Source organism: Cellulosimicrobium protaetiae (genome assembly GCF_009708005.2).
Lineage (GTDB): Bacteria > Actinomycetota > Actinomycetes > Actinomycetales > Cellulomonadaceae > Cellulosimicrobium > Cellulosimicrobium protaetiae.
In genome coordinates this window covers 225,566-247,561 of the sequence record NZ_CP052757.1, presented here as the reverse complement: position 1 = coordinate 247,561, position 21,996 = coordinate 225,566, and the positions used below count along the sequence as shown (strand labels likewise).

Annotated in this window: 22 protein-coding genes; 14 read left to right on the top strand and 8 right to left on the bottom strand. The window is 75.1% G+C overall.

Annotation, left to right across the window (positions count from 1 at the left end; all coding sequences use genetic code 11):
- Nucleotides 1-3: 3 nt before the first annotated feature.
- Together FIC82_RS01100 and FIC82_RS01095 are read right to left on the bottom strand one after the other, a co-directional pair.
- Complete coding sequence (locus FIC82_RS01100) at nucleotides 4-639, bottom strand: PAS and ANTAR domain-containing protein (RefSeq protein WP_168731370.1); 636 nt, start codon at nucleotides 637-639, stop codon at nucleotides 4-6.
- Nucleotides 640-841: 202 nt separating this feature from the next.
- Nucleotides 842-2,614, bottom strand: a complete 1,773-nt coding sequence (locus FIC82_RS01095) for a SulP family inorganic anion transporter (RefSeq protein WP_154797232.1) — start codon at nucleotides 2,612-2,614, stop codon at nucleotides 842-844.
- 187 nt (nucleotides 2,615-2,801) lie between these two features.
- Here FIC82_RS01095 and FIC82_RS01090 point away from each other — a divergent pair, with 187 nt between their 5' ends.
- The 5 genes from FIC82_RS01090 to FIC82_RS01070 all read left to right on the top strand — a co-directional run bounded on the left by FIC82_RS01090 (nucleotide 2,802) and on the right by FIC82_RS01070 (nucleotide 6,248).
- Entirely contained in the window at nucleotides 2,802-3,299 is a 498-nt protein-coding gene (locus FIC82_RS01090) for a DUF1269 domain-containing protein (protein ID WP_168731369.1), read from the top strand.
- A 148-nt stretch (nucleotides 3,300-3,447) separates the two neighbouring features.
- Complete coding sequence (locus FIC82_RS01085) at nucleotides 3,448-4,119, top strand: GAP family protein (RefSeq protein ID WP_154797231.1); 672 nt, start codon at nucleotides 3,448-3,450, stop codon at nucleotides 4,117-4,119.
- Between the two features lie 50 nt (nucleotides 4,120-4,169).
- Nucleotides 4,170-4,766: a TetR/AcrR family transcriptional regulator gene (locus tag FIC82_RS01080; RefSeq protein ID WP_168731368.1), complete on the top strand. Its 597-nt coding sequence runs from the start codon at nucleotides 4,170-4,172 to the stop codon at nucleotides 4,764-4,766.
- A complete protein-coding gene (locus FIC82_RS01075) occupies nucleotides 4,759-5,490 on the top strand; it encodes an ABC transporter ATP-binding protein (RefSeq protein ID WP_154797230.1) in 732 nt (243 codons plus the stop codon). Before FIC82_RS01080 ends, FIC82_RS01075 begins: the two co-directional genes overlap by 8 nt.
- Nucleotides 5,487-6,248 carry an ABC transporter permease gene (locus FIC82_RS01070; protein ID WP_154797229.1) on the top strand — a complete coding sequence of 254 codons (762 nt, stop codon included), beginning with the start codon at nucleotides 5,487-5,489 and terminating at the stop codon, nucleotides 6,246-6,248. Before FIC82_RS01075 ends, FIC82_RS01070 begins: the two co-directional genes overlap by 4 nt.
- Nucleotides 6,249-6,261: 13 nt before the next feature.
- Here FIC82_RS01070 and FIC82_RS01065 read toward each other — a convergent pair whose 3' ends face one another.
- Complete coding sequence (locus tag FIC82_RS01065; protein ID WP_253691317.1) at nucleotides 6,262-7,626, bottom strand: AI-2E family transporter; 1,365 nt, start codon at nucleotides 7,624-7,626, stop codon at nucleotides 6,262-6,264.
- Nucleotides 7,627-7,778: 152 nt separating this feature from the next.
- Between FIC82_RS01065 and FIC82_RS01060 the strand changes: the two genes are divergently transcribed.
- From FIC82_RS01060 to FIC82_RS01045, 4 genes are all read left to right on the top strand, one after another.
- Complete coding sequence (locus FIC82_RS01060; RefSeq protein WP_154797228.1) at nucleotides 7,779-8,186, top strand: DUF7144 family membrane protein; 408 nt, start codon at nucleotides 7,779-7,781, stop codon at nucleotides 8,184-8,186.
- Nucleotides 8,187-8,257: 71 nt separating this feature from the next.
- Complete coding sequence (locus FIC82_RS01055; protein WP_154797227.1) at nucleotides 8,258-8,689, top strand: DUF6325 family protein; 432 nt, start codon at nucleotides 8,258-8,260, stop codon at nucleotides 8,687-8,689.
- A gap of 65 nt (nucleotides 8,690-8,754) precedes the next feature.
- A complete protein-coding gene (locus tag FIC82_RS01050) occupies nucleotides 8,755-9,117 on the top strand; it encodes an SHOCT domain-containing protein (protein ID WP_154797226.1) in 363 nt (120 codons plus the stop codon).
- Between the two features lie 17 nt (nucleotides 9,118-9,134).
- Nucleotides 9,135-9,617, top strand: a complete 483-nt coding sequence (locus FIC82_RS01045) for a DUF1269 domain-containing protein (protein WP_154797225.1) — start codon at nucleotides 9,135-9,137, stop codon at nucleotides 9,615-9,617.
- A 78-nt stretch (nucleotides 9,618-9,695) separates the two neighbouring features.
- Here FIC82_RS01045 and FIC82_RS01040 read toward each other — a convergent pair whose 3' ends face one another.
- Both FIC82_RS01040 and FIC82_RS01035 read right to left on the bottom strand, forming a co-directional pair.
- Nucleotides 9,696-10,793 carry a sigma-70 family RNA polymerase sigma factor gene (locus FIC82_RS01040; RefSeq protein ID WP_154797224.1) on the bottom strand — a complete coding sequence of 366 codons (1,098 nt, stop codon included), beginning with the start codon at nucleotides 10,791-10,793 and terminating at the stop codon, nucleotides 9,696-9,698.
- Nucleotides 10,794-10,962: 169 nt separating this feature from the next.
- A complete protein-coding gene (locus tag FIC82_RS01035) occupies nucleotides 10,963-13,110 on the bottom strand; it encodes a SpoIIE family protein phosphatase (RefSeq protein WP_154797223.1) in 2,148 nt (715 codons plus the stop codon).
- A gap of 165 nt (nucleotides 13,111-13,275) precedes the next feature.
- On the opposite strand from FIC82_RS01035, the gene FIC82_RS01030 reads away from it, so the two are divergent.
- Nucleotides 13,276-14,031, top strand: coding sequence for a SigE family RNA polymerase sigma factor (locus tag FIC82_RS01030; protein WP_253691316.1), 756 nt, complete (start codon nucleotides 13,276-13,278; stop codon nucleotides 14,029-14,031).
- Entirely contained in the window at nucleotides 14,028-15,185 is a 1,158-nt protein-coding gene (locus tag FIC82_RS01025; protein ID WP_154797222.1) for a hypothetical protein, read from the top strand. Before FIC82_RS01030 ends, FIC82_RS01025 begins: the two co-directional genes overlap by 4 nt.
- An 11-nt stretch (nucleotides 15,186-15,196) precedes the next feature.
- Here FIC82_RS01025 and FIC82_RS01020 read toward each other — a convergent pair whose 3' ends face one another.
- The 3 genes from FIC82_RS01020 to FIC82_RS01010 all read right to left on the bottom strand — a co-directional run bounded on the left by FIC82_RS01020 (nucleotide 15,197) and on the right by FIC82_RS01010 (nucleotide 19,266).
- Complete coding sequence (locus FIC82_RS01020) at nucleotides 15,197-16,072, bottom strand: 2,3-bisphosphoglycerate-dependent phosphoglycerate mutase (protein WP_154797221.1); 876 nt, start codon at nucleotides 16,070-16,072, stop codon at nucleotides 15,197-15,199.
- Between the two features lie 6 nt (nucleotides 16,073-16,078).
- Entirely contained in the window at nucleotides 16,079-19,015 is a 2,937-nt protein-coding gene (locus tag FIC82_RS21235; RefSeq protein ID WP_269808398.1) for a helix-turn-helix transcriptional regulator, read from the bottom strand.
- Between the two features lie 107 nt (nucleotides 19,016-19,122).
- Complete coding sequence (locus FIC82_RS01010) at nucleotides 19,123-19,266, bottom strand: hypothetical protein (RefSeq protein WP_154797219.1); 144 nt, start codon at nucleotides 19,264-19,266, stop codon at nucleotides 19,123-19,125.
- Between the two features lie 238 nt (nucleotides 19,267-19,504).
- On the opposite strand from FIC82_RS01010, the gene FIC82_RS01005 reads away from it, so the two are divergent.
- The 3 genes from FIC82_RS01005 (at nucleotide 19,505) to FIC82_RS00995 (ending at nucleotide 21,960) form a co-directional block, all read left to right on the top strand.
- The gene (locus FIC82_RS01005; protein ID WP_154797218.1) at nucleotides 19,505-20,764 is read left to right on the top strand and encodes a GNAT family N-acetyltransferase; all 1,260 of its coding nucleotides are present in this window, start codon (nucleotides 19,505-19,507) and stop codon (nucleotides 20,762-20,764) included.
- A 106-nt stretch (nucleotides 20,765-20,870) separates the two neighbouring features.
- A complete protein-coding gene (locus tag FIC82_RS01000) occupies nucleotides 20,871-21,563 on the top strand; it encodes a hypothetical protein (RefSeq protein ID WP_253691315.1) in 693 nt (230 codons plus the stop codon).
- A 7-nt stretch (nucleotides 21,564-21,570) separates the two neighbouring features.
- Nucleotides 21,571-21,960, top strand: a complete 390-nt coding sequence (locus FIC82_RS00995; RefSeq protein ID WP_168731367.1) for a UBP-type zinc finger domain-containing protein — start codon at nucleotides 21,571-21,573, stop codon at nucleotides 21,958-21,960.
- Nucleotides 21,961-21,996: the final 36 nt, after the last annotated feature.

Genomic DNA, 21,996 nt, shown 5'->3' with positions numbered 1-21,996 from the left:
GGCTCAGCGTCGGCGCAGGAGCGCGTCGACGCGGGCGAGGACGTCCGAGCCGCCTCGTGCGGCCTCGTCCGCGACGAGCAGCGCGATCTCGCGCAACGGCACGTTCCGGTCGTTGGACGCGCGTCGGAGGCGCGCGAACGCCTCGTCGGGACGCACGCCGTAGGCGGTCATGACGACGCCCTTGGCCTGCTCGATCGTCCCCCGGGTCGCGGCCGCGGCGGCGATGTCGTGCCGGGCGCGATCCTGCGCATGCTCGGTGACGGTCCGCGTGACGTCCACGAAGTACCCGACGAGCTCGGTGACCTCCCCCGTCTCGCGGTCGCGGCGACCCTGGCCGACCACGACGAGGAAGCGTTCGCCGCCGTGCGCGTCCATGATCCGGTGCACGCTCGAGAACGGCGCGCCGGTGCGGCGCGCCTCCTCGAGGATCGTGCCGACCCGCTCGCGGTCGTCGGGGTGCTTGTGCGCGAGGACGAGGGCGGTCGTCGGGACGACGTCGCCCGGCTCGAACCCGTGCAGACGGTACGTCTCGGGCGACCACCACCAGACGCCGGTGGCGAGGTCGAGGCGGTACTGCCCGATCTGCTGGTGCGCGCCACGGGCGAGTGCCTGCTCGATGGCGTGGTCGTCTACGGTCACACTGGCCTCCGGATATCCGGTGGATGAGGAGCCAGGTCCAGACTCGACCCCCTGAGCGTACCGCCCGCACGACCCGGTGAGCGATGGCGAGTTCCGTGGAGGCTTCCTACGGTGGGGGTGCGGCCGAGGTGCCGTGGGGGGCGCCGGACGTGAAGCAGACCGCTCCGGCGTGCCTTCCACGGAGGGCCGCGATCGCGGGACCCTATCCCCCCGCGCCGGGGGCGTCGGGGGTCCCGGCACCCTCGGCCGCGATCGCGGCGTCGACGTCCGCGTAGACCGGCGGGCGCTCGTCCCGTCCGACGGCGGCGCGCAGCTCGTCGCGGACCTGACCGACGTCGCGGGCGAGGACGAGGCGCGTGCCGTGGCGGGCCAGGTCGGTCCGCAACGTGGCGAGCATCTCGGCGGCGTCCACGTCGATGAACGGGACGGTCTCGGTGTCGAGGACGACGAGCCGCGGGGAGGCCGCGGCGGCGAGGTCGCGGACGTGGTGGCGCAGGGCCTCGGCGTTCGCGAAGAACAGCCCGGACTCGGGCCGGACCACGAGGACACCGGGGACGGACGTGCCGCCGTCCTTCCCGAGGAGCGCCCGACGGTCGGCGTCGACCCACAGCCCGTGCGCGGAGCGCACCAGGACCGCGACGTGCGGGCGCGACGCGCGCGCGAGGAGGAGCAGCAGCGACAGCACGACCCCGATGACGAGCCCGGGCAGCGTGTCGAGGAGGAGGACGCCCGCCGTGGTCGCCGCGGCGGCGTAGAAGTCGTCGCGGGCCGCGTTGCCGTACAGGCGGCGCATGGTCGGGGTGCGCAGGCCGTAGAGGCGGCGCAGCGCGCGGACGTCGACGAGCTCGGTCACGGCCGCGATGACGACCGCGGCGAGCGTCGCCTCCGGCAGCGACTCGAAGACGGGGGTGAGGAAGAGCAGGGTGAGGACGACGAGGACCGCCGCGGTGAGGCCCGAGACCTGGCTCTTGGCGCCCGCACCGCCGTTGACCGCGGTCTTGGACAGGCTGCCGTTCACGACCATCCCTGACGCGAGGCCCGACCCGAGGTTGGCGGCGCCCATGCCGATCAGCTCGCGGTTGGGGTCGATGTCGTAGCCCTCGCGCGCGGCGTACGTCTTCGCGGCGCCGAGCGCCTCGGCGAACCCGACGAGCATGACGCCCGCGCACGGTCCGATCAGGGCCGTGTAGTTGCCCCAGTCCATGTCGGGGAACCCGAGCGCGGGGAGGCCCGCGTCGATCGGGCCGACGATCTCCACACCGTCGTCGTCGAGCGACAGCGCCAGGATCGCGACGATCCCGATGACGACCGCGACGAGCGAACCGGGGACCTTCGGCGCCCACCGCTTGATCGCGAGCAGCGCCGCGAGCGTGCCGAGCCCGAGCAGGACCGTCGGGCCGTTCGCGGTGCCGAGCTCGGTGAGGATCGTCCAGAGCTTCTCGAAGAAGTTGCCCTCACCCTTCTCGACGCCGAGCAGCGCCGGGACCTGGCCGATAATGATCACCAGCGCCATGCCGACGATGAAGCCCTTGAGCACGGGCTCGGAGATGAACGACGCGACGAACCCGAGCCGGGCGATCCCCGCGACGAGGCACAGCAGCCCCGTGACGAGCGCGACCCCGGTCGTGAGCGCGGCGTAGAACGCCGCGTCCCCCGGCGCGAACACCGCCACGACCGCGGCCGAGAGCGCGGCCGTCGCGGACATGGGCCCGACGACGAGGTGCCGCGAGCTGCCGAACGCGGTGTAGAGGACGAGCGACGGGACGGCCGCGTAGAGGCCCACCACCGGAGAGACGCCCGCGATCGTCGCGTAGGCGAGCGACTCCGGGACGAGCACTGCCCAGACGGTGAGCCCCGCGACGAGATCGCCCTGGAGCCACGCCTTCTGGTAGCCGCGCAACGAGCCGAAGAGGAGCGGGGTCCGTGCGCGCGCCCGGCCCCCCGCCGGCACCGAGGGTGTTCGCGAACCCGACATCGACCGTCCTCCGTCCGTCCCGGCGTGCTCCGCGAACGATCATCCCGGGATCAGGCCGAACCGCCACCGGAGATCCGGACGCCGTCGCTCCCCGCGCGGAACCCGACGCCCGGGGATACGTTCGACGCGTCCCGGGGTGCGCAGCGCCGCGCTCCCGAACGCACGAAACCGGAACGAGAGGTCTGACGTGGCAACGCTCACCGTGTGGAAGTTCGACACCCCCGAGGGCGCGCAGCGCGCCGAGGACGCGCTGCTCGCGCTCCAGAAGCAGGAGCTGATCCAGGTCCAGGACGCGGCGGTCGTGTCCTGGGAGGAGGGCAAGAAGAAGCCGAGGACGCGGCAGGGCAACAGCACGACGGCGGTCGGGGCGCTCGGTGGGACGTTCTGGGGGCTGCTCTTCGGGCTGCTGTTCTTCGTCCCGCTGCTCGGGGCCGCGATCGGTGCGGCGTCCGGCGCCATCGCGGGCGCGCTGACCGACGTCGGCATCGACGACGACTTCATCGACTCCGTGCGCAGCAAGGTCACGCCGGGCACGTCGGCGCTGTTCGTGCTCACGTCCGGCGCCGTGATCGACCGGGTGCACGAGGCCCTGCAGGCCGAGGGTGTCCACGGCGAGCTCATCCAGACCAACCTCTCCGCGGACGAGGAGGCCAAGCTCCGCGCCGCCTTCGACGAGAACGCCTGAACGGCTCCGGCCGCTGCGGGTGAGGTGCCCGACGACGTCACGCGCGACCGTCGGGCACCTCGCCCGCCCGCACGTCACGGCACCGGTGTCGTAGCCGGCACCGTCCCCGTCGTCCCGCCCCGGGACCGGACCACGAAGGAGGCCGCCCATGGGTGCGGCGATCGGCCAGTCCCTCCCCGTCGCGGTGGGCGTGCTCATCAGCCCGCTGCCGATCGTGGCGGTCGTGCTCATGCTCGTGAGCGGGCGGGCGAAGGCGAACGCCTTCGCGTTCCTCGCCGCGTGGTTCGTCGCGGTCGGCGCGGTGACGCTGCTCGTCGCGATGCTCGCGGGGGCCGCCACGCCGGACGACGAGGGCCCGCCCCTGTGGGCCGCGATCGTCAAGATCGTCCTCGGCGTCCTGCTGCTGCTCCTCGCGGTGAAGCAGTGGCGGGGTCGCCCACGCGCCGGGTTCGAGCCGCCGGCGCCGAAGTGGATGGCGGCGATCGACGCGTTCACGCCGGTCAAGGCCGCCGGGCTCGCCGTGCTGCTGGGTGCGGTCAACCCCAAGAACCTGCTGCTCGTCGTCTCCGGCGGGGCGGCGATCGCGTCGGCTGCGCCCGACGACACGAACGCCCAGGTCGTCGCCGCGGTCGTGTTCGCGCTCGTCGCGAGCATCGGCGTCGCGGCGCCGGTCTTCGTCTACCTGTTCATGGGGTCCCGAGCGGCCACGATGCTCGACGAGCTCAAGGGCTGGATGACCCACAACAACGCCGTCATCATGGCGGTCCTCCTGCTGGTCCTCGGCGCGAAGATGCTCGGTGACGGGATCTCGGCGCTCTAGCGGGTCGGAGGGTGGTGCGAGACACTCATGTTAGTGACTAACATGAGAGGGTGAACCGTCCCGAGACGTCGACCACGCGCGCCGCCCGCACGCACGCCCGTCTGGCCGCGTGCGCGCTGGAGCTGTTCGAACGGCAGGGCTACGAGGCGACGTCGGCCGCGCAGATCGCCGCCGCGGCGGGCGTGTCGGAGATGACGTTCTTCCGGCACTTCCCCGCCAAGGAGCGCACCGTCCTCGACGACCCGTACGACCCCGTCCTGGTGGAGGCCGTGGCGAGACGCCCGCGCACCGAGCCGGCCCTGGTCCGTACCGTCGCCGGCCTGCGGTCCGCGTGGTCCGGCATCCCGGCCGAGGCCGTCGACGTCGTGCGGCGCCGGACGCGGGTCGTGGCGGCGACGCCCGTCCTGCGCGGCGCCGTCGGGCAGAACAACCTGCGCACGGAGGAGGCGGTCGTCGCCCGGCTCGTCGCGGACGGGTGCGAACCCCTCGAGGCGCGCGCGGCGGTGGTGGCGACGCTCGCCGCGCTGACCGCCGCCCTCCTGCACTGGGCCGACGGCGGGACCGACGACCTCGCGGCCGCCGTCGACCGCGCCCTGGGCGTCCTCGTGCCCGACGGCACCCGACGGTCGGGTGCGCACGATGGCTAGGGGACCGGTGCCCGCGGTCCGGGCCGGACGGCTGGCCCGGTCGTTCGGGGACGTCGACGCGGTGCGGGGGATCGACATCGAGGTGCTTCCCGGGCAGGTGCACGCTCTCGTCGGGCTCAACGGTGCCGGGAAGTCCACGCTCCTACGGCTGCTCGTCGGTCTCCTCCGGCCCGGCTCGGGCTCCGCCGAGCTCTTCGGCGTGCCCGCCTGGGGCGCGCCCGCCGACGTCCGTGCCCGGGTCGGCTTCGTGGGCTCCGGGCACGCGTACGGCGAGCTCACCGTCCGGGAGAACCTGCGCACGGCGGCGCGCCTGCACGGCTCCTGCGCACGCGAGGCCACGGCCCGCGCCGACGCGCTCGTCGAGTCGCTCGCGCTCGGCCGCTGGGCGGGCCGCCGGGTGCGGACCCTCTCCGACGGCAACCGGCGTCGGGTCGAGCTCGCGTGCGCGCTCGTGCACGACGCGGACCTGCTCGTGCTCGACGAGCCCACCAACGCCCTGGACCCCGCAGGCGTCGTCGAGATCCGCGAGAGCGTGCTGCGCCGCGCCGCGGGTGGGGCCGCCGTCCTGGTCTCGAGCCATCACCTGGACGAGATGGCCCGCGTCGCCACGACCATCGACGTCGTGCACGAGGGTCGCGTGGTCGGCCGCCTGCCTCCGGACGGCGCCGACCTCGAGCGCCAGTTCTTCCGGACGGTGCACGCCGCCGCGGAGGCAGGACGATGAGGGCGGCGCTCGAGGCCGAGGCCCTCAAGCTCGCCCGCTCGGCGGTCGCCCGGATCGCGACGGTCGCGATCGTGGTCGTCGTCCCCGTGCTCGCGGTCGGGTTCGCCGCCGCCGCCGAGCACGGCGGGACGAGCGCCCTCGCGCTCAAGGTCCGCCCGCTGGTTCCCGGGACTGGCTGGGACGCCGTCACCGGGACCACGGGCCAGGTCCTGACCGTGGCCTCGCTGCTCGCCACCGGCTTCGTCGTGAGCTGGACCTTCGGCCGCGAGATCACCCAGGGGACGATCGAGCCGCTGCTCACGTCCCTGCCCTCACGCGCCGCCGTCGTGACGGCCAAGCTCGGCGTCGTCACCGGGTGGGCCGCGGCGGCGGGCACCGCGAGCGTGGGGGTCGCGGTCCTCCTCGGTCTCGCGCTCGGTCCCGACGCCGGTTCACCCTGGCCGGGATTCACGCGTGCCGTGACCGGTGCGGTCCTCGCGGCCCTCCTCGCGCTCCCGTGCGCGCTCGTCGCGACCTGGGGCCGGGACGCCCTCGCCGGGGTGGGCACCGTCCTGGGGATGGTCGTCGTGACCCAGGTCTTCACCGTGGTCGGTGCCGGGGCCTGGTTCCCGTGGGCCGCCCCGAGCCTCTGGCTCGGGATGGGCGGGCCCGACGTGCACGTCTCGGGCTGGCAGCTCGCGGCGGCCCCGGCCGTCGCGGCCGCGAGCTGGTGGGCGACCGCGACGTGGTGGCGCCGCGCGGAGCTCGTGAGCCGCTGACCGCGCGGTGCGGCTACTCGACACCCTCCGCGCGGCGCTCGTCGACCGTGCGCTCGGCCTCCAGGTTCGCCTCTCGGTTCTTGCGCCGGCGGCGCGCGGGACCGCCGTCGTCCTTGCCGCGGCCCCTGCCGTTCCCCTTGCCCTTCTCGTCCGTGCCGACGGTGCCGGGGTCGTGCAGCATGTGCGAGTCGATGAGCTCGTGCCGCTGCAGGTAGGTGTTCGCCACCGCCTGGATCGTCGCGGCGATCGGCAGCGCCAGGAAGGCGCCCAGCGCGCCGAAGACCGCGCCGAACGCCAGCACGACGACGAAGCTGACCGCGGGGTTCATCTCGAGCGCGCGCGCCGAGACCTTGGGCGAGAAGTAGAGGTTCTCGAGCTGCTGGTAGCCGATGATGAACGCGAGGACCGCCAACGCCTGGGGAAGCCCCTGCGAGGTGAGCGCGACCGCGACCGGCAGCGCGCCGCCGATGTACGTGCCGATCGTCGGGACGAACTGCGAGACGACGCCGGTGAAGACCGCGAGCGGCAGCGCGTACGGCGTCTGCACGATCAGCAGGAACACGAAGGTGAACACGCTCGACAGCGCGGCGAGGACGATGCGCGAGTTGATGAAGTCGGAGACCTTGATCTGCGTGATCTCCCACAGGCGCAGCACCTCCTCCTGCCGGTTCGGCGTGAGCCAGCGGCACACGGCCGCCCGGAACCGGGGCCCCGCCGCCAGCAGGTAGTACGTGACGAGCAGGACGGTCAGCGCGGCGAAGATCACCCCGACGACCGTCGTCCCCACGAGGATCGCGCCGGACGCCACGTCCTGGCCGAACTCCTCGAACGCCTGGCGGAGCAGGTCGTCGGACTCCGGCAGGGCGACGTCGAACTGCTGCTGCACCCAGTCGCGGACCTGCTCGTACAGCGCGGGCAGGGACTGGACGAGCTGGATGAGCTGCTGGACGAAGAGGTTGCCGAAGAGCGCGAGGACGACGAGCACCACGACGATGGACCCGATGAGCGAGACGCCGGCGGCGACGCCGCGCCGCCAGCCGTGCCGCACGAGCCACACCACGATCGGCTCGAGCGCGAGCGCGATGAAGAACGCGATGAGGACGTTGACGCCCAGGCCCTCCAGGCGGCCCAGGGCGTACCACGCGAAGACCCCGACGAAGACGGCCACCACCGACATCGCGAGCGCGCGCGGCACCCAGCGGGGCGGCCGGCGGGAGTCGTGCTGGACGGGTCGCGTCCCGGCGTCGGGCAGTCCCGACCAGGGGTCGTCGCGGTGCGCGAGGGGCGGCGCGTCCCCGGTGGCCGGGCGCGCGGTGCCCTCGCCGGGCACGTCGTGACCGGGGGTGTCGGGACCGTCGGCCGCGCGGGGCGTCGTCATGGGTCGAACCTAGCGCCGCGCGCCCGGCGAGGGCCCGCGGGCACGCCGCCGCCGCTTCCGGATGCCGAACCTCGCGAGCGGTGCCACGATCGACGCGCACGCCCGGTCCGGGCAGACCGTCGGCGCTCGACTCGCATCTCGGGAGGACTCGCATGGCACGCTCGTCTCAGGTCACCGCATGGGTCGGCTGGGTCTGGTTCGCCGGGATCGTGCTCGTCACGATCGGCTTCTTCAACGCGATCAGCGGCCTCGTCGCCGTGTTCTCGCCGAAGAGCCTCGTCGGCGTCACCGACGCGGGCGTCGTCGTCCTCGACGTCTCGACGTGGGGGTGGATCCACCTCGTCATCGGCGTGCTGCTCGTCCTGACCGGCTTCGCGCTGCTCTCGGGCAAGGGCTGGGCGCGGATGGTCGCCATCGTCCTCGTCGTCCTCAACGCGATCGCGCAGTTCACGACCCTCCAGGTGACGCCCTGGTGGTCGGTCGTGACGATCGCGCTCGACGTCTTCGTCCTGTGGGCCCTCGTCGTCCACGGCGACGAGGCCGAGCGCGCCGCGCGCTGAACGTCGTCGTCGCACCACCGTCCCGCACCACCGTCCCGCTCGCCTCACCTCCCTGGAGAAGGAGCCCGCTCATGGCCACGTCCACCTTCGGCCCCGTCGAGATCGTCGCCGTCGCCTTCCCGACCGACCGCATCCCCGCCGGCGTCCAGGCGTCCGTCCTCGAGGTGCTCGCGGAGGGGACGGTGACGCTGCTCGACCTCGCGGTCGTGCGGCGCTCCGACGACGGCGACGTCGAGTTCGTGGAGGTGACCGACCTCGGCGACGAGCTCGAGATCACCGACGTCGAGCTCACCGCCTCCGGGCTCGCGGGCGAGGAGGACCTCGACGCGGTCGCGGCCGGGCTCGCGCCGGGCACCTCGGCCCTCGTGCTCGTGGTGGAGCACACGTGGGCGCGCGGGATGGTCGCCGCGACGAGCGCCGCCGACGGCGTCGTCCTGCTCAGCGAGCGGATCCCCGCCGAGGTCGTCAACGAGGTCGCGGACCTCGCGCTCGTCGAGGACTGAGCCGCACCCGGTCGCCTCCGGCGGCCGCACCAGCGCACGGAAGACCGAGGAACGAGGAGAACATCATGCCCATCCGCCGCATCGGCCGCCCCGGACTCATCGGGACCGCCGCCCGCACCGCGGTGATCGCGGGGACCGCCTCCGCGACCGCGGGTGCCGTGCAACGCCGTCAGGCGAACCGCGCCCAGCAGTCCTGGGAGGCGCAGCAGGCCGAGGCCGCCCAGGAGCAGGCACGGATCGAGGCCGCGGCCCAGCAGGCCGCCGCCCAGTACGCGCAGCCCGCGCCCGCGGCACCCGCCGCAGCACCGGCCGGGGCCCCTGCCCAGGACGACCTGCTCGGGCAGATCGAGCGGCTCGGCCAGCTCCACGCCTCAGGCGTGCTGAGCGACGCCGAGTTCGCCGCGGCCAAGGCCAAGCTGCTCGGCTGACGAAGGAGGAGAGAGCGATGGCCACGTTCACCGTCTGGAAGTTCGACTCTCCCGAGGGCGCCGACACGGCGTCCCGGATCCTGCACGACTCCGCCGCCGAGCACGCGATCCGCATCATCGACACCGCGGTCGTGTCCTGGCCCGAGGGTGCTGCCAAGCCGACGACGCGCCACGGCCACCAGGACGAGTGGCGCGGCACCGGGTGGGGCGCGTTCTGGGGCCTGCTCCTCGGGTCGCTGTTCTTCGCGCCCGTCCTCGGCGCTGCGGCCGGCGCCGCGATCGGGGCGTCGACCAAGGCCATGGCCGCGGTGGGGATCGACAAGGACCAGCTCAGCCGCATCCGGGAGGGCGTCACGCCCGGGTCGTCCGCGCTGTTCGTCGTCACGGAGGACGGTGACCTCGACCGCGTCGGCGAGAGGTTCCACGGCGCGCACGGCACGCTCGTCGCGACCAACCTCACCGACGCGGAGCGCAGCACCCTCCTGGAGACGTTCGACTGAGCGCCGCAGCCCTCCCCGGGGCGCGGCGGCGTGGCCCGGGGAGGTACGAGCGGCCGTCAGGGCACGCGACGAGCGGGCTCAGTCGTCCAGCCGCGTGGGGAGCCCGAACAGCGGGAACCACGCGGCGGTGTCGAGGAAGGCGTTGATCGCGGTGACGCGCCCGCGGTCCGTCTCGATCACCTGCAGCGCCCACGCCTCGTACCCGCCGCCGTCCGCGCGCCGGTACTGACCGAACCCGAACGTGCCGTTCACCGCGACCGGGACCAGGCGCGACCCCTCGCACTCCCAGCCGGGGCCGGTCATCCACGACACGATGTCGGCCGTACCGCGCATCCACAGCGGGTACGGCGGCATGGAGAGCGTCGCGTCCGCGTGCAGGATCGCGACGAGCGCGTCCATGTCGTACCGCTCGAACGCGTCCAGGTAGCGCTCCAGGAGGATCTTCTCCTCCGCGCCGAGGGCCTGGTCGGTCACGAGCGCGGGGGCGTCGCCCCCGTCGTCGGGGACGTCGGCGTCCCGGCCGTCGTCCAGGCCGGAGCTGTCCCAGTGGGTGCGCGCCGCGAGCGTCGCGCGGGCGCGCTGCAGAGCGCTGTTCACGGACGCGACCGTCGTGTCGAGCAGCTCCGCCACCTCGCTCGCCTGCCAGCGGAGCACCTCCCGGAGCAGCAGCACGGCCCGCTGGCGCGGAGGCAGGTACTGCAGCGCCGCCACGAACGCGAGCCGGATGCTCTCGCGGCCCAGCGCGACCTGGGCGGGGTCTCCGTCGTGCGGGAGGACGCGGTCGTCCGGCACGGGCTCGACCCACGTCTCCTCGGGCAGGACCTGACCGAGGTACTCGATCTCCGCGGGCTGCGGCCCCCCGAGCCCCATCGGGCGCTCACGCCGCTTGCGGGTGCCGAGCAGGTCGAAGCAGACGTTGGTCGCGATGCGGTACAGCCAGGAGCGCAGCGACGAGCGGCCCTCGAAGCGGTCGTACGCGCGCCACGCGCGCAGGAACGTCTCCTGCACGGCGTCGTCCGCCTCGAACGCCGAGCCGAGCATCCGGTAGCAGTAGCCGGTGATCTCGCGTCGGTGCGAGTCGAGGACGGCGTCGAGGTCGGCGCGGTCGGGCAGGGGCGCGGGGCCGGTCGCGGTGGCGTCCGGACGAAGGCTCGTCGGGGTGGCGAGGTCGGTCATGATGCTGCCTCTCAGGACTCGAGGGCCTCGACGTGGCGAGGTTCATGAGGGGTTCATGAGGGGTCACGTGGTCGTGCGAGCCTGGGGAGTGGCCCACCTCACACACGCTACCCCCGCCCTCCGACACCGCACAGGGGGCCCACCCCCCCCGCGGGGGCGGACGCCGACGTCAGTCGTCGAGGTCGAGCTCGAACCACACGGTCTTGCCGGGGGCGTCGTCGTGCACCTCGACACCCCAGCGTGTGGCGCAGCGCTCGAGGAACTGCACGCCGCGCCCGCCCGTCTCCTCCGGGCGCGGGGAGCGGAGCCGGGGGAGGGTCGTCGACCCGTCGCGCACGCCCACGTGCAGCACCCGGTGCGCGATCTCCAGGCGCGCCTCGACCGGCCCCGACGCGTGCTGCACCGCGTTGGTCAGCACCTCGCTCGTGAGCAGCATCGCGACACGGCGGACCGCGGGCGACACGTCGCAGCTCTCGAGGACGTCGTCCACCCAGCGCCGCGCGGGGCCGATCGCCGTGGACGTGTGCTCGACCGCGCGGGTCAGCACCGCGGGACGGCCGGGCCCCGGCGCGCGGACGACCGTGTGCCGCACGCGCAGGGCGAGGACCGCGACGTCGTCGCGCTGGTCCGAGACGAGGCGGCGCACCAGCGCGTCGGGGAGGGCCGAGGTCGCCGTCGCCGCGTGCTCGGCGAGGACGGAGCGCAGGCCGGCGAGCCGCTCGGCGTAGGACGTGCCGCGCCGCTCGACGAGACCGTCGGTGTAGAGGAGGAGGGTGTCCCCGTGTGCGAGGTGGGCGCGGTGGTCGCGCCGCGGCGTCCCCGGGACCACGCCGAGCATGAGGTCGGGCGGCGCGTCGAGCGTCTCGACGGACCCGTCGGCCCGCAGGACGAGCGGGGAGGGATGCCCGGCGTTCGACCACAGGACGTCGAACCCGCCCGGGGTGCGGTCCAGCCGCACGACGGCGGCCGTGCCGCTCGAGTGCAGCGCGAGACCGCGGTTGGCCCGGTCCAGGAGCCGGAGGAGGGTCGCGGGCGGCTCGTCCTGACACCAGGCGAAGGTCCGCAGCATCGAGCGGAGCTGGCCCATCTGCGCCGCCGCGCGCATGTCGTGGCCGGTGACGTCACCGATCATGAGGACGCACGCGTCGTCGTCGAGCACCACCGCGTCGTACCAGTCGCCGCCGACCTGGTCGGTGCGGGTCGCGGACGCGTACGTCGCCGCCAGCTCCGCGGCGCGGACCGACGGGAGCTCGGTGAGCATCGCGGCCTGGAGGGTCGTCGCCACGCGGTGCCGCTCCTCGAGCAGGCGGACGCGGTCGAGCGCGTGCGCGACGTACGACGCGATCGCGGTCTTCGTCTGGACCGCCTCGTCGTCGAACTCGCGCGCCACGTCCCACGCGAGCGAGACGACGCCGAGCAGCCGGTCGCCCGCCAGCACGGGCAGGAAGGCACGCGCCTCCACGTCGTCGGACGCGATGAGCGCCGCGGCCTCGGGGAGCCGCTCGGAGTACGCGGCGTGGTCGCGGAAGAACAGCGGCTCGCGCGTCCGGGCGGCGATCGACGAGCCGCGCTCCGCGTCGACGCGCATCCGGCGGAACGTCGCGGGGACGCCCGGCTCCAGGTGGTCGAGCGTCGTGTACTCGAGCCTGCTGCCGCTCGGGTCGAGCATCGCGAGGCCCGCGTAGCGGGCGCCGATCGCGGCGCCGACCACGGAGAGCCGCTCCGCGACGTCCCGCACGGACGTCGCCGCGGCGAACGACTCGGAGAGCTCGAGCAGCAGGCGTGACCGCCGGTTGGCGGCGAGCGCGACGCGCTGCATCCGCTTCGCGCGCGCCCGGGCGAGGCGCAGCCGGAGCTCGGAGGTGCACGCCGACGCGAGGTCGGCGAGCGTCGCCAGGTCCTCGGCGGACCACGGGCGGGGCCGCGCGTCGAACGCGCACAACGACCCCACCGCGCGGCCGTGGGGGTCGAAGATCGGGAAGCCGGCGTAGGCGACGACCCCGACGTCGTCGACCGCCCGGAGCGACGCGAGGCGCGGCACGACGCGCGCGTCCTCGACCACGAGCGGGCGGCCGTCGGTCGTCACGAACTGGCAGAACGTGTGGCTCAGGGGTGTGCGACGCTCCGACTGGTACGGCTCGGGCAGGCCCAGGGCGCCCGGCAGCACGGCCTCGCCGTCGAGGACGAGGGTGACCAGGGCCGACGGCACCCCGAGCTGCCGGTGCACGAGCCGGGCGAACCGGTCGAACGACTCGTCCGCCGCGGGCTCGGCGAGACCCGCCTGCGCGAGCTCGATGATCGCCTGGGCGTCGGTCATGGTCCAGTATCACCAGGACGAGGCCGGTCAAACAGTGCGAGCCGCGCGAGCCGGACGTGCCGACGGGGTGAAATCGGGCGGAAGGGAACGTCGGGTGCGGCTGCTGCGTGTACTGCTCGTGAGACGACAGGACGACGGCGGGCGCGGCCCGCTCGGGGCGACGACGTGACGGCGGCAGACCGGGCCGGCAGGGTCGAGCTGTTGCTCGACGTCGCCTCGTGGGGTGGCGCCGAGGACCGCGCGGGCACCGACGGCCCCCGGCGCGGCGGCCGCGAGGACGACGTGCCCGAGGGCCCCGGGCAGGTCGAGGTCGACCTCGTCACGCGCCGCACGCGCGACGAGGAGTTCTCGGTGTTCATGCGCGAGGCGCGCGACCCGTTGCACCGCATGGCGTACCTGCTGTGCGGGGACCGCCACCGGGCCGAGGAGCTCACCCAGCACGCCCTCGAGCGGACCTACCGTGCGTGGTCGGCAGCTCGCGAGCGTGACCCCCTCGCCTACGCCCGCCGCGTGCTGGCGAACCTGCGCGTCGACACGTGGCGCCGCACCCGGCGCGAGGTGCTCGCCGGGCCGGACGAGATCGCGCACGCCGAGGGCGGGACGCGCCCGGGACGGCGGGCCACCACGGAGGCGACCGGGTCCGTCGACGACCGCGACGCCGTCGTGCGCGCGCTCCTGACGCTCCCGGTCCGGCAGCGCCGGGTCGTCGTGCTGCGGTACCTGCTCGACCTCGGCGAGAGCGAGGTCGCGGCCGAGCTCGGCATGCCCGTCGGCACCGTGAAGTCCACGGCGTCCCGGGGCCTCGCCCGTCTCCGCGCCCTGCTCGGTGCGCCGGACGGCACGCCTGCCGCCGCCACCTCGAACCCACCGGGCACCCGGACGATCCCGGGCGCCCCGACCAGCGGAAGGACGACCCCATGAGCCCCGCGACCGGGAACCCGGCGCCGACCCCGCCCGAGGACGACTTCCTCGCCCGGCTGCGCCGCACGGCCGACGACGCCGTCCCGCCCTCGACGCTCGACCTCGACGTCGTGCTCCGGTCGAGCCGGCGCGGCGTGCGGCGCCGCCGGTCGTTCGCGGGCGTCGCGGGGGTCGTCGCGCTGGGGCTCGTCGGGACGGGCGTCGTGACGGCGGGCGGCCCCGGCGGCCTCCGCGAGCTGGCGCGGGAGGTCGTCACCGGGTCGCCCGGGTACGAGGTCGTCACCGCGGAGGCGACGCTCGTCGACGTCGCGCCGGGGGTCGTCGCGGTCTCCGAGCCCGCGGCATACCTGCGCGAGGACGACACCTACGTCCTCGACCTCGGCCTGCCCGCGTGGGACGGCGACGACCGCTTCCTCGTGGAGGCGGGCGTCGTGAACGACCTGGGCCACCTCACGACCGACGTCACGCTCCGCGTGGGCGACGACGACGACCTCGCCGCGCTGCGCGCCGGGCGGCCGGCGGGCACGGTGGTCGACGACGGCTCGCACTCCGTCGTCGTCGACCCGGCGAGCGGCCGGACCCTGGTGGTCGGCGTCATGCCGGACGGCGCGCTCGTCGGGACGGCGACGACCCGCAGCTTCCTCGGCCTGACCGGCGAGGTCACGGACACCGCGGGCGTTCGGGCGACGACCCTCGAGCTGCCCACGGCCCAGGTGCAGGACGGCTCACTCGTCGACTTCGAGGTCTACGCGGCCGTGCTGGGCGGGGACGGCACGCCCCTGCCCGACGTGCGGGGGTACCTCGGCTTCACCGAGTTCGAGCACATGTACGCCACGTGCTCGCCGCCGGCCCCGGACCGGCCGGACTCCGAGGCGTGCGCCGTGCGGTACGACGCGGCGACGGGACGCGTCGAGGCAGACCGGGACTACCCCACGGTGACCGCGGACCCGGTGCTCGACGCGCTGCGCGCGGAGGTCGCGGGGCTCGACGACCCGCTCGCCGCTCCCGACCTGCTCACACCGTGCCTCGAGGCGCGCGGCATCGCCGACCCGTGGTCGTCCGACGTCCGGCCGACGGGCGAGGGCCCTCGGGCCGACGCGTGGCGGCGCTGCCTGCTCGACGCCACCGAGGTCGGGGTGCTCGGCCGCGCCTGACACGGACGGGGTCAGGTCCCCCCGCGCGACCTGAGGTCGCCGAGCGCGTGCTCGGCGCCGTGCGCGTCGAGGTACGTGCCGCCGCGGACCTCGGGGACGAGGGCGCCGTCGGTCCCCGCCGTGAAGCGGTGGACGAGCGGGTGGCCGGTGGGCACGTCGAGGTCCTGGACCTCCTCGGGCGTGAGGTCGTCCACGAGCACCGACAGGGCGCGCAGCGAGTTGCCGTGCCCGACGACGAGGACCGCCTCGCCCCGGGCGAGCGCCTCGCGCGTCGCGGCCCAGAAGGGGCGCAGCCGCTCGACGACGTCCGCGAGGGACTCCGCGTCGGGACGCAGGGCGGCGCGCGCGGCGTCGGGCAGGCGCAGCAGCGTGTCGTCGACGAGCGGGCGCGCGGGGTCGTCCGCCGCGAGCGGCGGCGGGCGGTGCAGGTACGAGCGGCGGTAGCGCCAGTAGGCGGCCTCGCCGTAGTCGCGCCGGACGACGTCGCGCGGCTTGTCCGTGAACGCGCCGTAGTGGCGCTCGACGAGCCGCCACTCGACGGCGAGCGGCGGCGGGCCGGGCAGCGCGTCGGCGACGATCGCGGCCGTCGTCGACGCGCGCACGAGCGGGGACGTCACGACGCGCCGGGGCACGAGCGCGGGCTCGCGCGCGACGGCGTCCGCGAGGAGCCGGGCCGCGCGACCGGCCTCCGCGACCCCGACGTCGGAGAGCGGCACGTCGAGGAGTCCCGTGAAGCGGTCGCCCGCGTTGTACGTGCTCTGCCCGTGCCGCACGAGCACGAGCGTCCCGCGCGACCTGCCGTCCGCACCGCCGTCGGACGAGCCGTCCGACGAGCCGTCCGCTGGTCCGGGCGACGCTCCCGAGGACCGGTCCGACGACGAGACCATCGCGCGTCAGACCTCGAGCAGCCCGCGCTGGTGCGCGAGCGAGACGGCCTCGGCGCGCCCGGACGCGCCGAGCTTGGCCAGGACGTTCGACACGTGCACGCTCACCGTCTTCGCGGAGATGAACAGGCGCTCGCCGATCTGCCGGTTGGTCAGGCCCTGCGCGACGAGCAGCAGGACCTCCTCCTCGCGCTCCGTGAGGACCGCCGTCGTGGACCGCCGGACCCCGGGCAGGTCGAGCCGGCCGCGCCGCCCGAGCGCGCGCACCGAATCCGCCAGCGGGGCCGCGCCCATGGACTCGGCCTCCTCGAGCGCCTGCGCCGCCTCGATCTCGGCCGCGTTGCGGTCGCCCGACCCGAGCAGGGACTGGGCCCACCGGAAGCGCGAGCGCGCGACCTCATACCGGTAGCCGTAGTCGAAGAGGCGCGTCGTCTCCTCCCACAGCGCGGGGTCCCCGTCACCCGTCAGCCGCGAGTGCTCGGCCGCGGCGCGTGCGAGCCACGCCTGTCCCTCCGGACCGAGCCGCCCCCCGCGGGGGCGGCCACGCTCCGCCGTGGTGCGGGCGGCGTCGAGCAGCTCGTCGCCGCGCGCGACGAGGTCCACGACCTCCGCCGCGCCCGCCGCACCCTGGAGGCGCGCCGCGTCCGCGGCGTCGGCGAGCGCCGCGAGGGCGAGAGCCGAGATCCAGATGCGCCCGAGGAAGTAGTCGCTCCACGTGCGGCCGAGGTGGGTCACGAGCTCGACGGCGAGCGCGACGGCCTCCTCGCGGCGCCCGGCCCACGTGAGCGCGTCGATCGAGCACCCGCCGGAGATGAGCGCGATCTGCCCGTCCCGGAACCAGTCCCGCCGCAGGGCCGTGCCGCGGGCGAGCGCATCGGCGTCGCCCCGGGCCACGGCCGCGTAGAGCTGGACGCACGAGAGCTGCGGGGCGGACCCCTCCGGCATGGTCTCGCCCGCGGTCTCGGTCGGCGTGAGGTCGCCGAGGACGTACCGCACGAGGTCGCGGAACAGGCGGAGCTCGACGCCGTAGGCGCTCCAGCCGAGGCCGGTCGCGCGCGCCCGGTCGAGGCCGTCGCGCGTGACCTGCAGGGACTCCTCGACGCGGCCCGCGTAGTAGCGGTTCGCCGCGATGTTGTACCAGCAGCGGAGCTCGGTGAGGATGTCGCCCGCCTCGACGGCCCGCTCGCGCGCCTGGGCGAGCAGCACCGCGGCCCGGTCGTCGTCCTCGACCTCGAGGACGGCCATGGTGGTGAGGACGTCGGCCTCGACGTCCGGGGCGTCGAGCCGGTGCGCGACGTCGAGCGCCTCGGCGGCGACCGTGGCGGCGAGGTCGTCCAGGTCCGCGTTCATCGCGGCGCGCGCCCGCATCGCGAGCGTCCACGCGCGGTCGAGCGACGGCGGCTCCTCCGGGAGCACGGCGAGCGCGGCCTCGGTGTGGGCGAGGGTCTCCTCGACCTCCTCCGTACCGAGCAGGTACCGGGACAGCACGTGGCGCAGCGACGCCTGGCGCAGCGGGTCGCCCGCCGTGCCCTCGACGACCCGGCGCGCGAGCGCGACCGCGCGGTCCGGCTCACCGGCGCGGCTCGCCGCACCGGCCGCGGCGAGCGCGACGGTGACACGGTCCTCACCGAGGAGGTCCGCGGCGTCGGGCACCGCCTGCCAGAGCGCGAGCACCTGCTCGAGGTGCCGCAGCTCCTCCGCGGGCGCGAGCACGCGCGCGGCCTTGCGGGCGGCGGCGCGCGACGCCGTGAGCGCGGCCGGGAGGTCGTGCGCGGCGAGCGCGTGGTGGGCGCGCAGCGCGGGGGAGCCGAGCGCGGGGTCGTCGTCGAGCGCGGCGAGGTACGCGCGGTGCACGCCCACGCGCTCGCCCGGCAGCAGGTCGGACGCGACCGCCTCGGCGAGCAGGGCGTGACGGAACACGACCGTGTCGCGCGCGCCGTCGCCCTCCACCGCGAGGACGTGGTGGGCGATGGCCTCGCGCAGCGCCGCGTCGAACGAGCGCCCGGTGGCCGTCTCGCCGTCCGCGGCGTCGCGCGCGAGCGCGGCGCGCAGGAGCGGCTCGCTCACCTGGCGCCCGGACACCGACGCGACGCGCACCAGGTGCTGCACGGCGGGGTCGAGCACCTCGAGGCGCGCGCGCAGCACGTCCGCGAGGGACCAGGGGAGCTCGTCGTCGAGGCCCGACTCGACAAGCTCCTCGGCGAAGTACGCGTTGCCCTCGGAGCGCGTCCGGACGGACTCGAACGCGTCGGGCAGCAGGGGAGCGCCTGCGAGCGCGGTGGTGAACTCGCGCAGCTCGCCCTCCGTGAAGGGGGAGAGCTGCACGTGCTCGACGCGCGGGTGGCGCAGCAGCTCCGCGAGCACGGGGCGCAGGGGGTGACGGCGGTGCAGGTCGTCCGCGCGGTAGCTCGCGACGACGAGCACGTGCTCCGCCCGCAGGCGTGCGACGACGAAGCGCAGGACGTCGCGGCTCGACGGGTCCGCCCAGTGCAGGTCCTCGACGACGAGCACGAGCGGGGCCTCGGCCGTCCCGGACGCGGCGAGCGCGGCAGCGACGCTCTCGAAGAGCTGGAGGCGCTCGCCCTGGCTCTGCTCGTCGTCCGCCGGCGTGCCGGCGTCGAGCAGGCGCGCGAGTGCGGGTCGTGCGGCCACGGTCTCGTCGACCGCGGGGTGCTGGGCGCGCAGCGTCGTCAGCGCCTCGGAGAAGGGGAGGTAGGGGAGGCCGACCTCGCCGAGGTCCACGCAGTGGCTCCAGACGACGGTCGCGCCGCTCCCGACGGCCAGCTCGGCCGCGCGCGTGAGCAGGCGGGTCTTGCCGACCCCGGCATCCGCCCCGACGAGCACGACGCCCGGCTCGCCGCGGCGTGCGCGCTCGACCGCCGCGGAGAGCGCGTCGAGCTCGGCGGCGCGGGCCACGAAGGGCGCGCGCGAGGAGGGGCGTGGCACGGCTCCCATCCTCGCAGCGTGCACCGACACGTGACCACTGCTTACCTTCCCGGACACGACGACGCCGCCGACGAGAGGGTTCTCGTCGACGGCGTCGGGCGGCGCGGTCACCGCGCCGGGCGGTCGTGGCGCTGACGGCGTCCACGCCACCAGTGCAGCAGCGAGGGCTCGTCGTGCCGGAACTCGTCACGCAGTCGCTGCGTGCGGTAGGTGAGATCCGCCTCGAAGGTCGGATCGAACTGTGCGCTCATGGTCGTCCCCGTCTCTGCAGGCACCCTGCCTGTCCGACACTCACGTTCGTCCTGAGCACCGGGGCGTCGCATCGGACGACCGCGCACGGTTCGGGGGTGGGGGCCTTAGGCGGTGCCCGCCCGCGGTCCTGCGGCGTCTGAGGTGGGTCGTCGCGACTAAGGCACCAGACCCTCCCGTCGACGCCCGCGCCCCGAATTCCGGTGGACGGGGCCGACCCGCGCGGACTATCACCAGGGCATGACGACCCCCGCGCCCTCCTCGTTCGACGTCCGGCCGCTGGAGCGGGAGGACCGCGACCAGGCCCTGGACGTGGTGTGGCGGGCCTTCGGGTGGGGGTACCGGCAGGACTCGGTCGACGACGTCTTCGCCGGCCGGTCGATCGAGGCCGACCGCACCCTCGTCGCCGTCGACGCGTCGAGCGACGTCGTCGGGACCGCGAGCGCGTACTCGCTGCGGATGACCATGCCCGGCGGAGACCTCCAGCCCGTCGCCGGGGTGTGGATGGTGACCGTGGCCCCCACGCACCGCCGTCGCGGGGTCATGACGGCGATGATGCGCCGCCAGCTCGCCGACCTCGCGGCCGGGGGCGAGGCCGTGGCCGCGCTCTGGGCGACGGAGGCCGGCGTCTACGGACGCTACGGCTACGGGATCGCGTCGTGGCGGCAGCCGATCGAGGTCGACCTCTCGCGCGCCGCGTTCACGCCGCACGCGCGAGATCTCGCGGCACGGTCGCCGGCCCGCCTGCACCTGATGTCTCCGGACGACGCCCTGCCCCACCTGACCGCGATCCACGACGGCATCCTGGGCGCGCGACCCGGGACCCTCGCGCGCGACGCGGACCGCTGGCAGTTCCTCCTGGGCGGCGGGGACGGGAGGCCGCCGGCGGAGGTCGTCGTCGCGATCGGCCCCGACGGCCCGACCGGGTACGCGGCGTACCGGGTCCGCGAGGGGAAGCCCGGGCTGGTGCCGACGGGCGTCGTCGCCGTCCAGGAGGTGAGCGCCACGGACCCGGCCACCCACGCCCAGCTCTGGCGCTACCTGCTCGACCTCGACCTCCTGAGCACCCTCGTGTGCGAGTCGCGTCCTGTGCCGGACCCGCTGGCCCACCTGCTCGTCGACCACCGGCGGATGCACGCGCGCCTCGACGAGGCACTGTGGGTCCGCGTCGTCGACGTCGAGCGCGCGCTCGGGGCCCGTGCCTTCGCCGCGCCCGTCGACCTCGTCCTCGACGTGACCGACGACGTCGTCCCCGCCAACGCTGGGCGGTGGCACGTGGTCGTCGCCGAGGCGGGCGGCACCGCCGTCGTGCGCCGGACCGACGCGCGGCCCGACCTGTCGCTGGACGTCGGCGACCTCGGCGCGGCCCACCTGGGCGCCACGCCGCTGCACGTCCTCGCGCTCGCGGGGCGCGTCGTCGAGCACACGTCCGGCGCGGTCGCCGCCGCCTCCGCGGCCTGGTCGTGGTCGCCGACCGCGCACACCGCGGAGATCTTCTGAGCCGTCCTCGCCGCCCGACGTGACCGGGGTCACTCTTCCCGTTGCCAACGACCCGGCCCCGGCGCAGACTGGACGAAGGACCGGACCCGCCTGTGGGGGTGACCTCGTGACCGACACCTACGACATGCTGCCGATGCTGGGCCGTGGCAAGCACCGTAACCCGAAGAAGGGCGCGTGCTTCATGGAGCTCGCGTCCTACCTCGCGGGGGAGCGGTGGAGCGACCATCCACGGTGCACGCACCCGCTGCTCGCTATGCTCGCGCGCGCCGTGAACGACCTCACGGTCGACCCGGAGCGCCCCAAGCTCGCGCCGCTCATCCCGTCCGTCATCGGGCTGACGAGCGACGACCCGCACTGGGACGTGCGCATCTCGTTGCGCGCCGCCGTCGCGGCGCTGCCGATCGCCCCGGCGGACCGGCAGCAGACGCTCGCCGTCGCGATCATCGGGGCGGAGAAGATGCTCGACGTCCTCGACGACCGCCCCGCGGGCACGCTGAGCGCCGAGTCGGCGGACGCGCTCGCGAGCTGCCCGCGCACGGCGCGCTGGGCGCAGCGGTTCTGCGAGGGCGCGCGGCTGCGGCCGAGCCGGTTCGTGCGCGACGCCGCGCCGAGCATCATCTCCGCGGCGGTGCAGGGCATCGCCGAGGCGTGCGTGCCGGACCCGGACGAGCGTCTGCGCGCGCTGCTCGCTGCGACGATCGACGACTGCCGGGCCTGGGACGACGCCGAGCCCGCACCGGCGCTCGACCCCGAGTCGTGGGCCCCCGTCGTGCGGCCGTCCGCCGTCGGGACCCGGTGAGCCGCCGGTGAGCGTCACGGGGGACGGGCTCGACGAGGCCCTGGGCGCGCAGCTCCGGGCCGCCGTGGACCCGGCGGTCCCGCCCAGCGGGACGGGCTGCGCGGAGTGCGACGCGGCCGGCGGGTGGTGGGTCCACCTGCGCCGCTGCGCGACGTGCGGCCACGTGGGGTGCTGCGACACGTCGCCGGCCCAGCACGCGACGGCGCACTTCCAGGAGACCGGCCACCGCCTCATGCGCTCGTTCGAGCCCGGCGAGGACTGGTACTGGGACTACGAGACGTCGCAGGTGCTCGACGGTCCGCACCTCGCCGCGCCGCTCTCGCGCCCGCCGGAGCAGGGCTCGCCCGCGCCGGCCGACCGCGTGCCGTCCGACTGGACCTCGCTCATCCACCGCTGACCCACCCGCACCCGTCGCCGAACCCGGGGTCGCTCC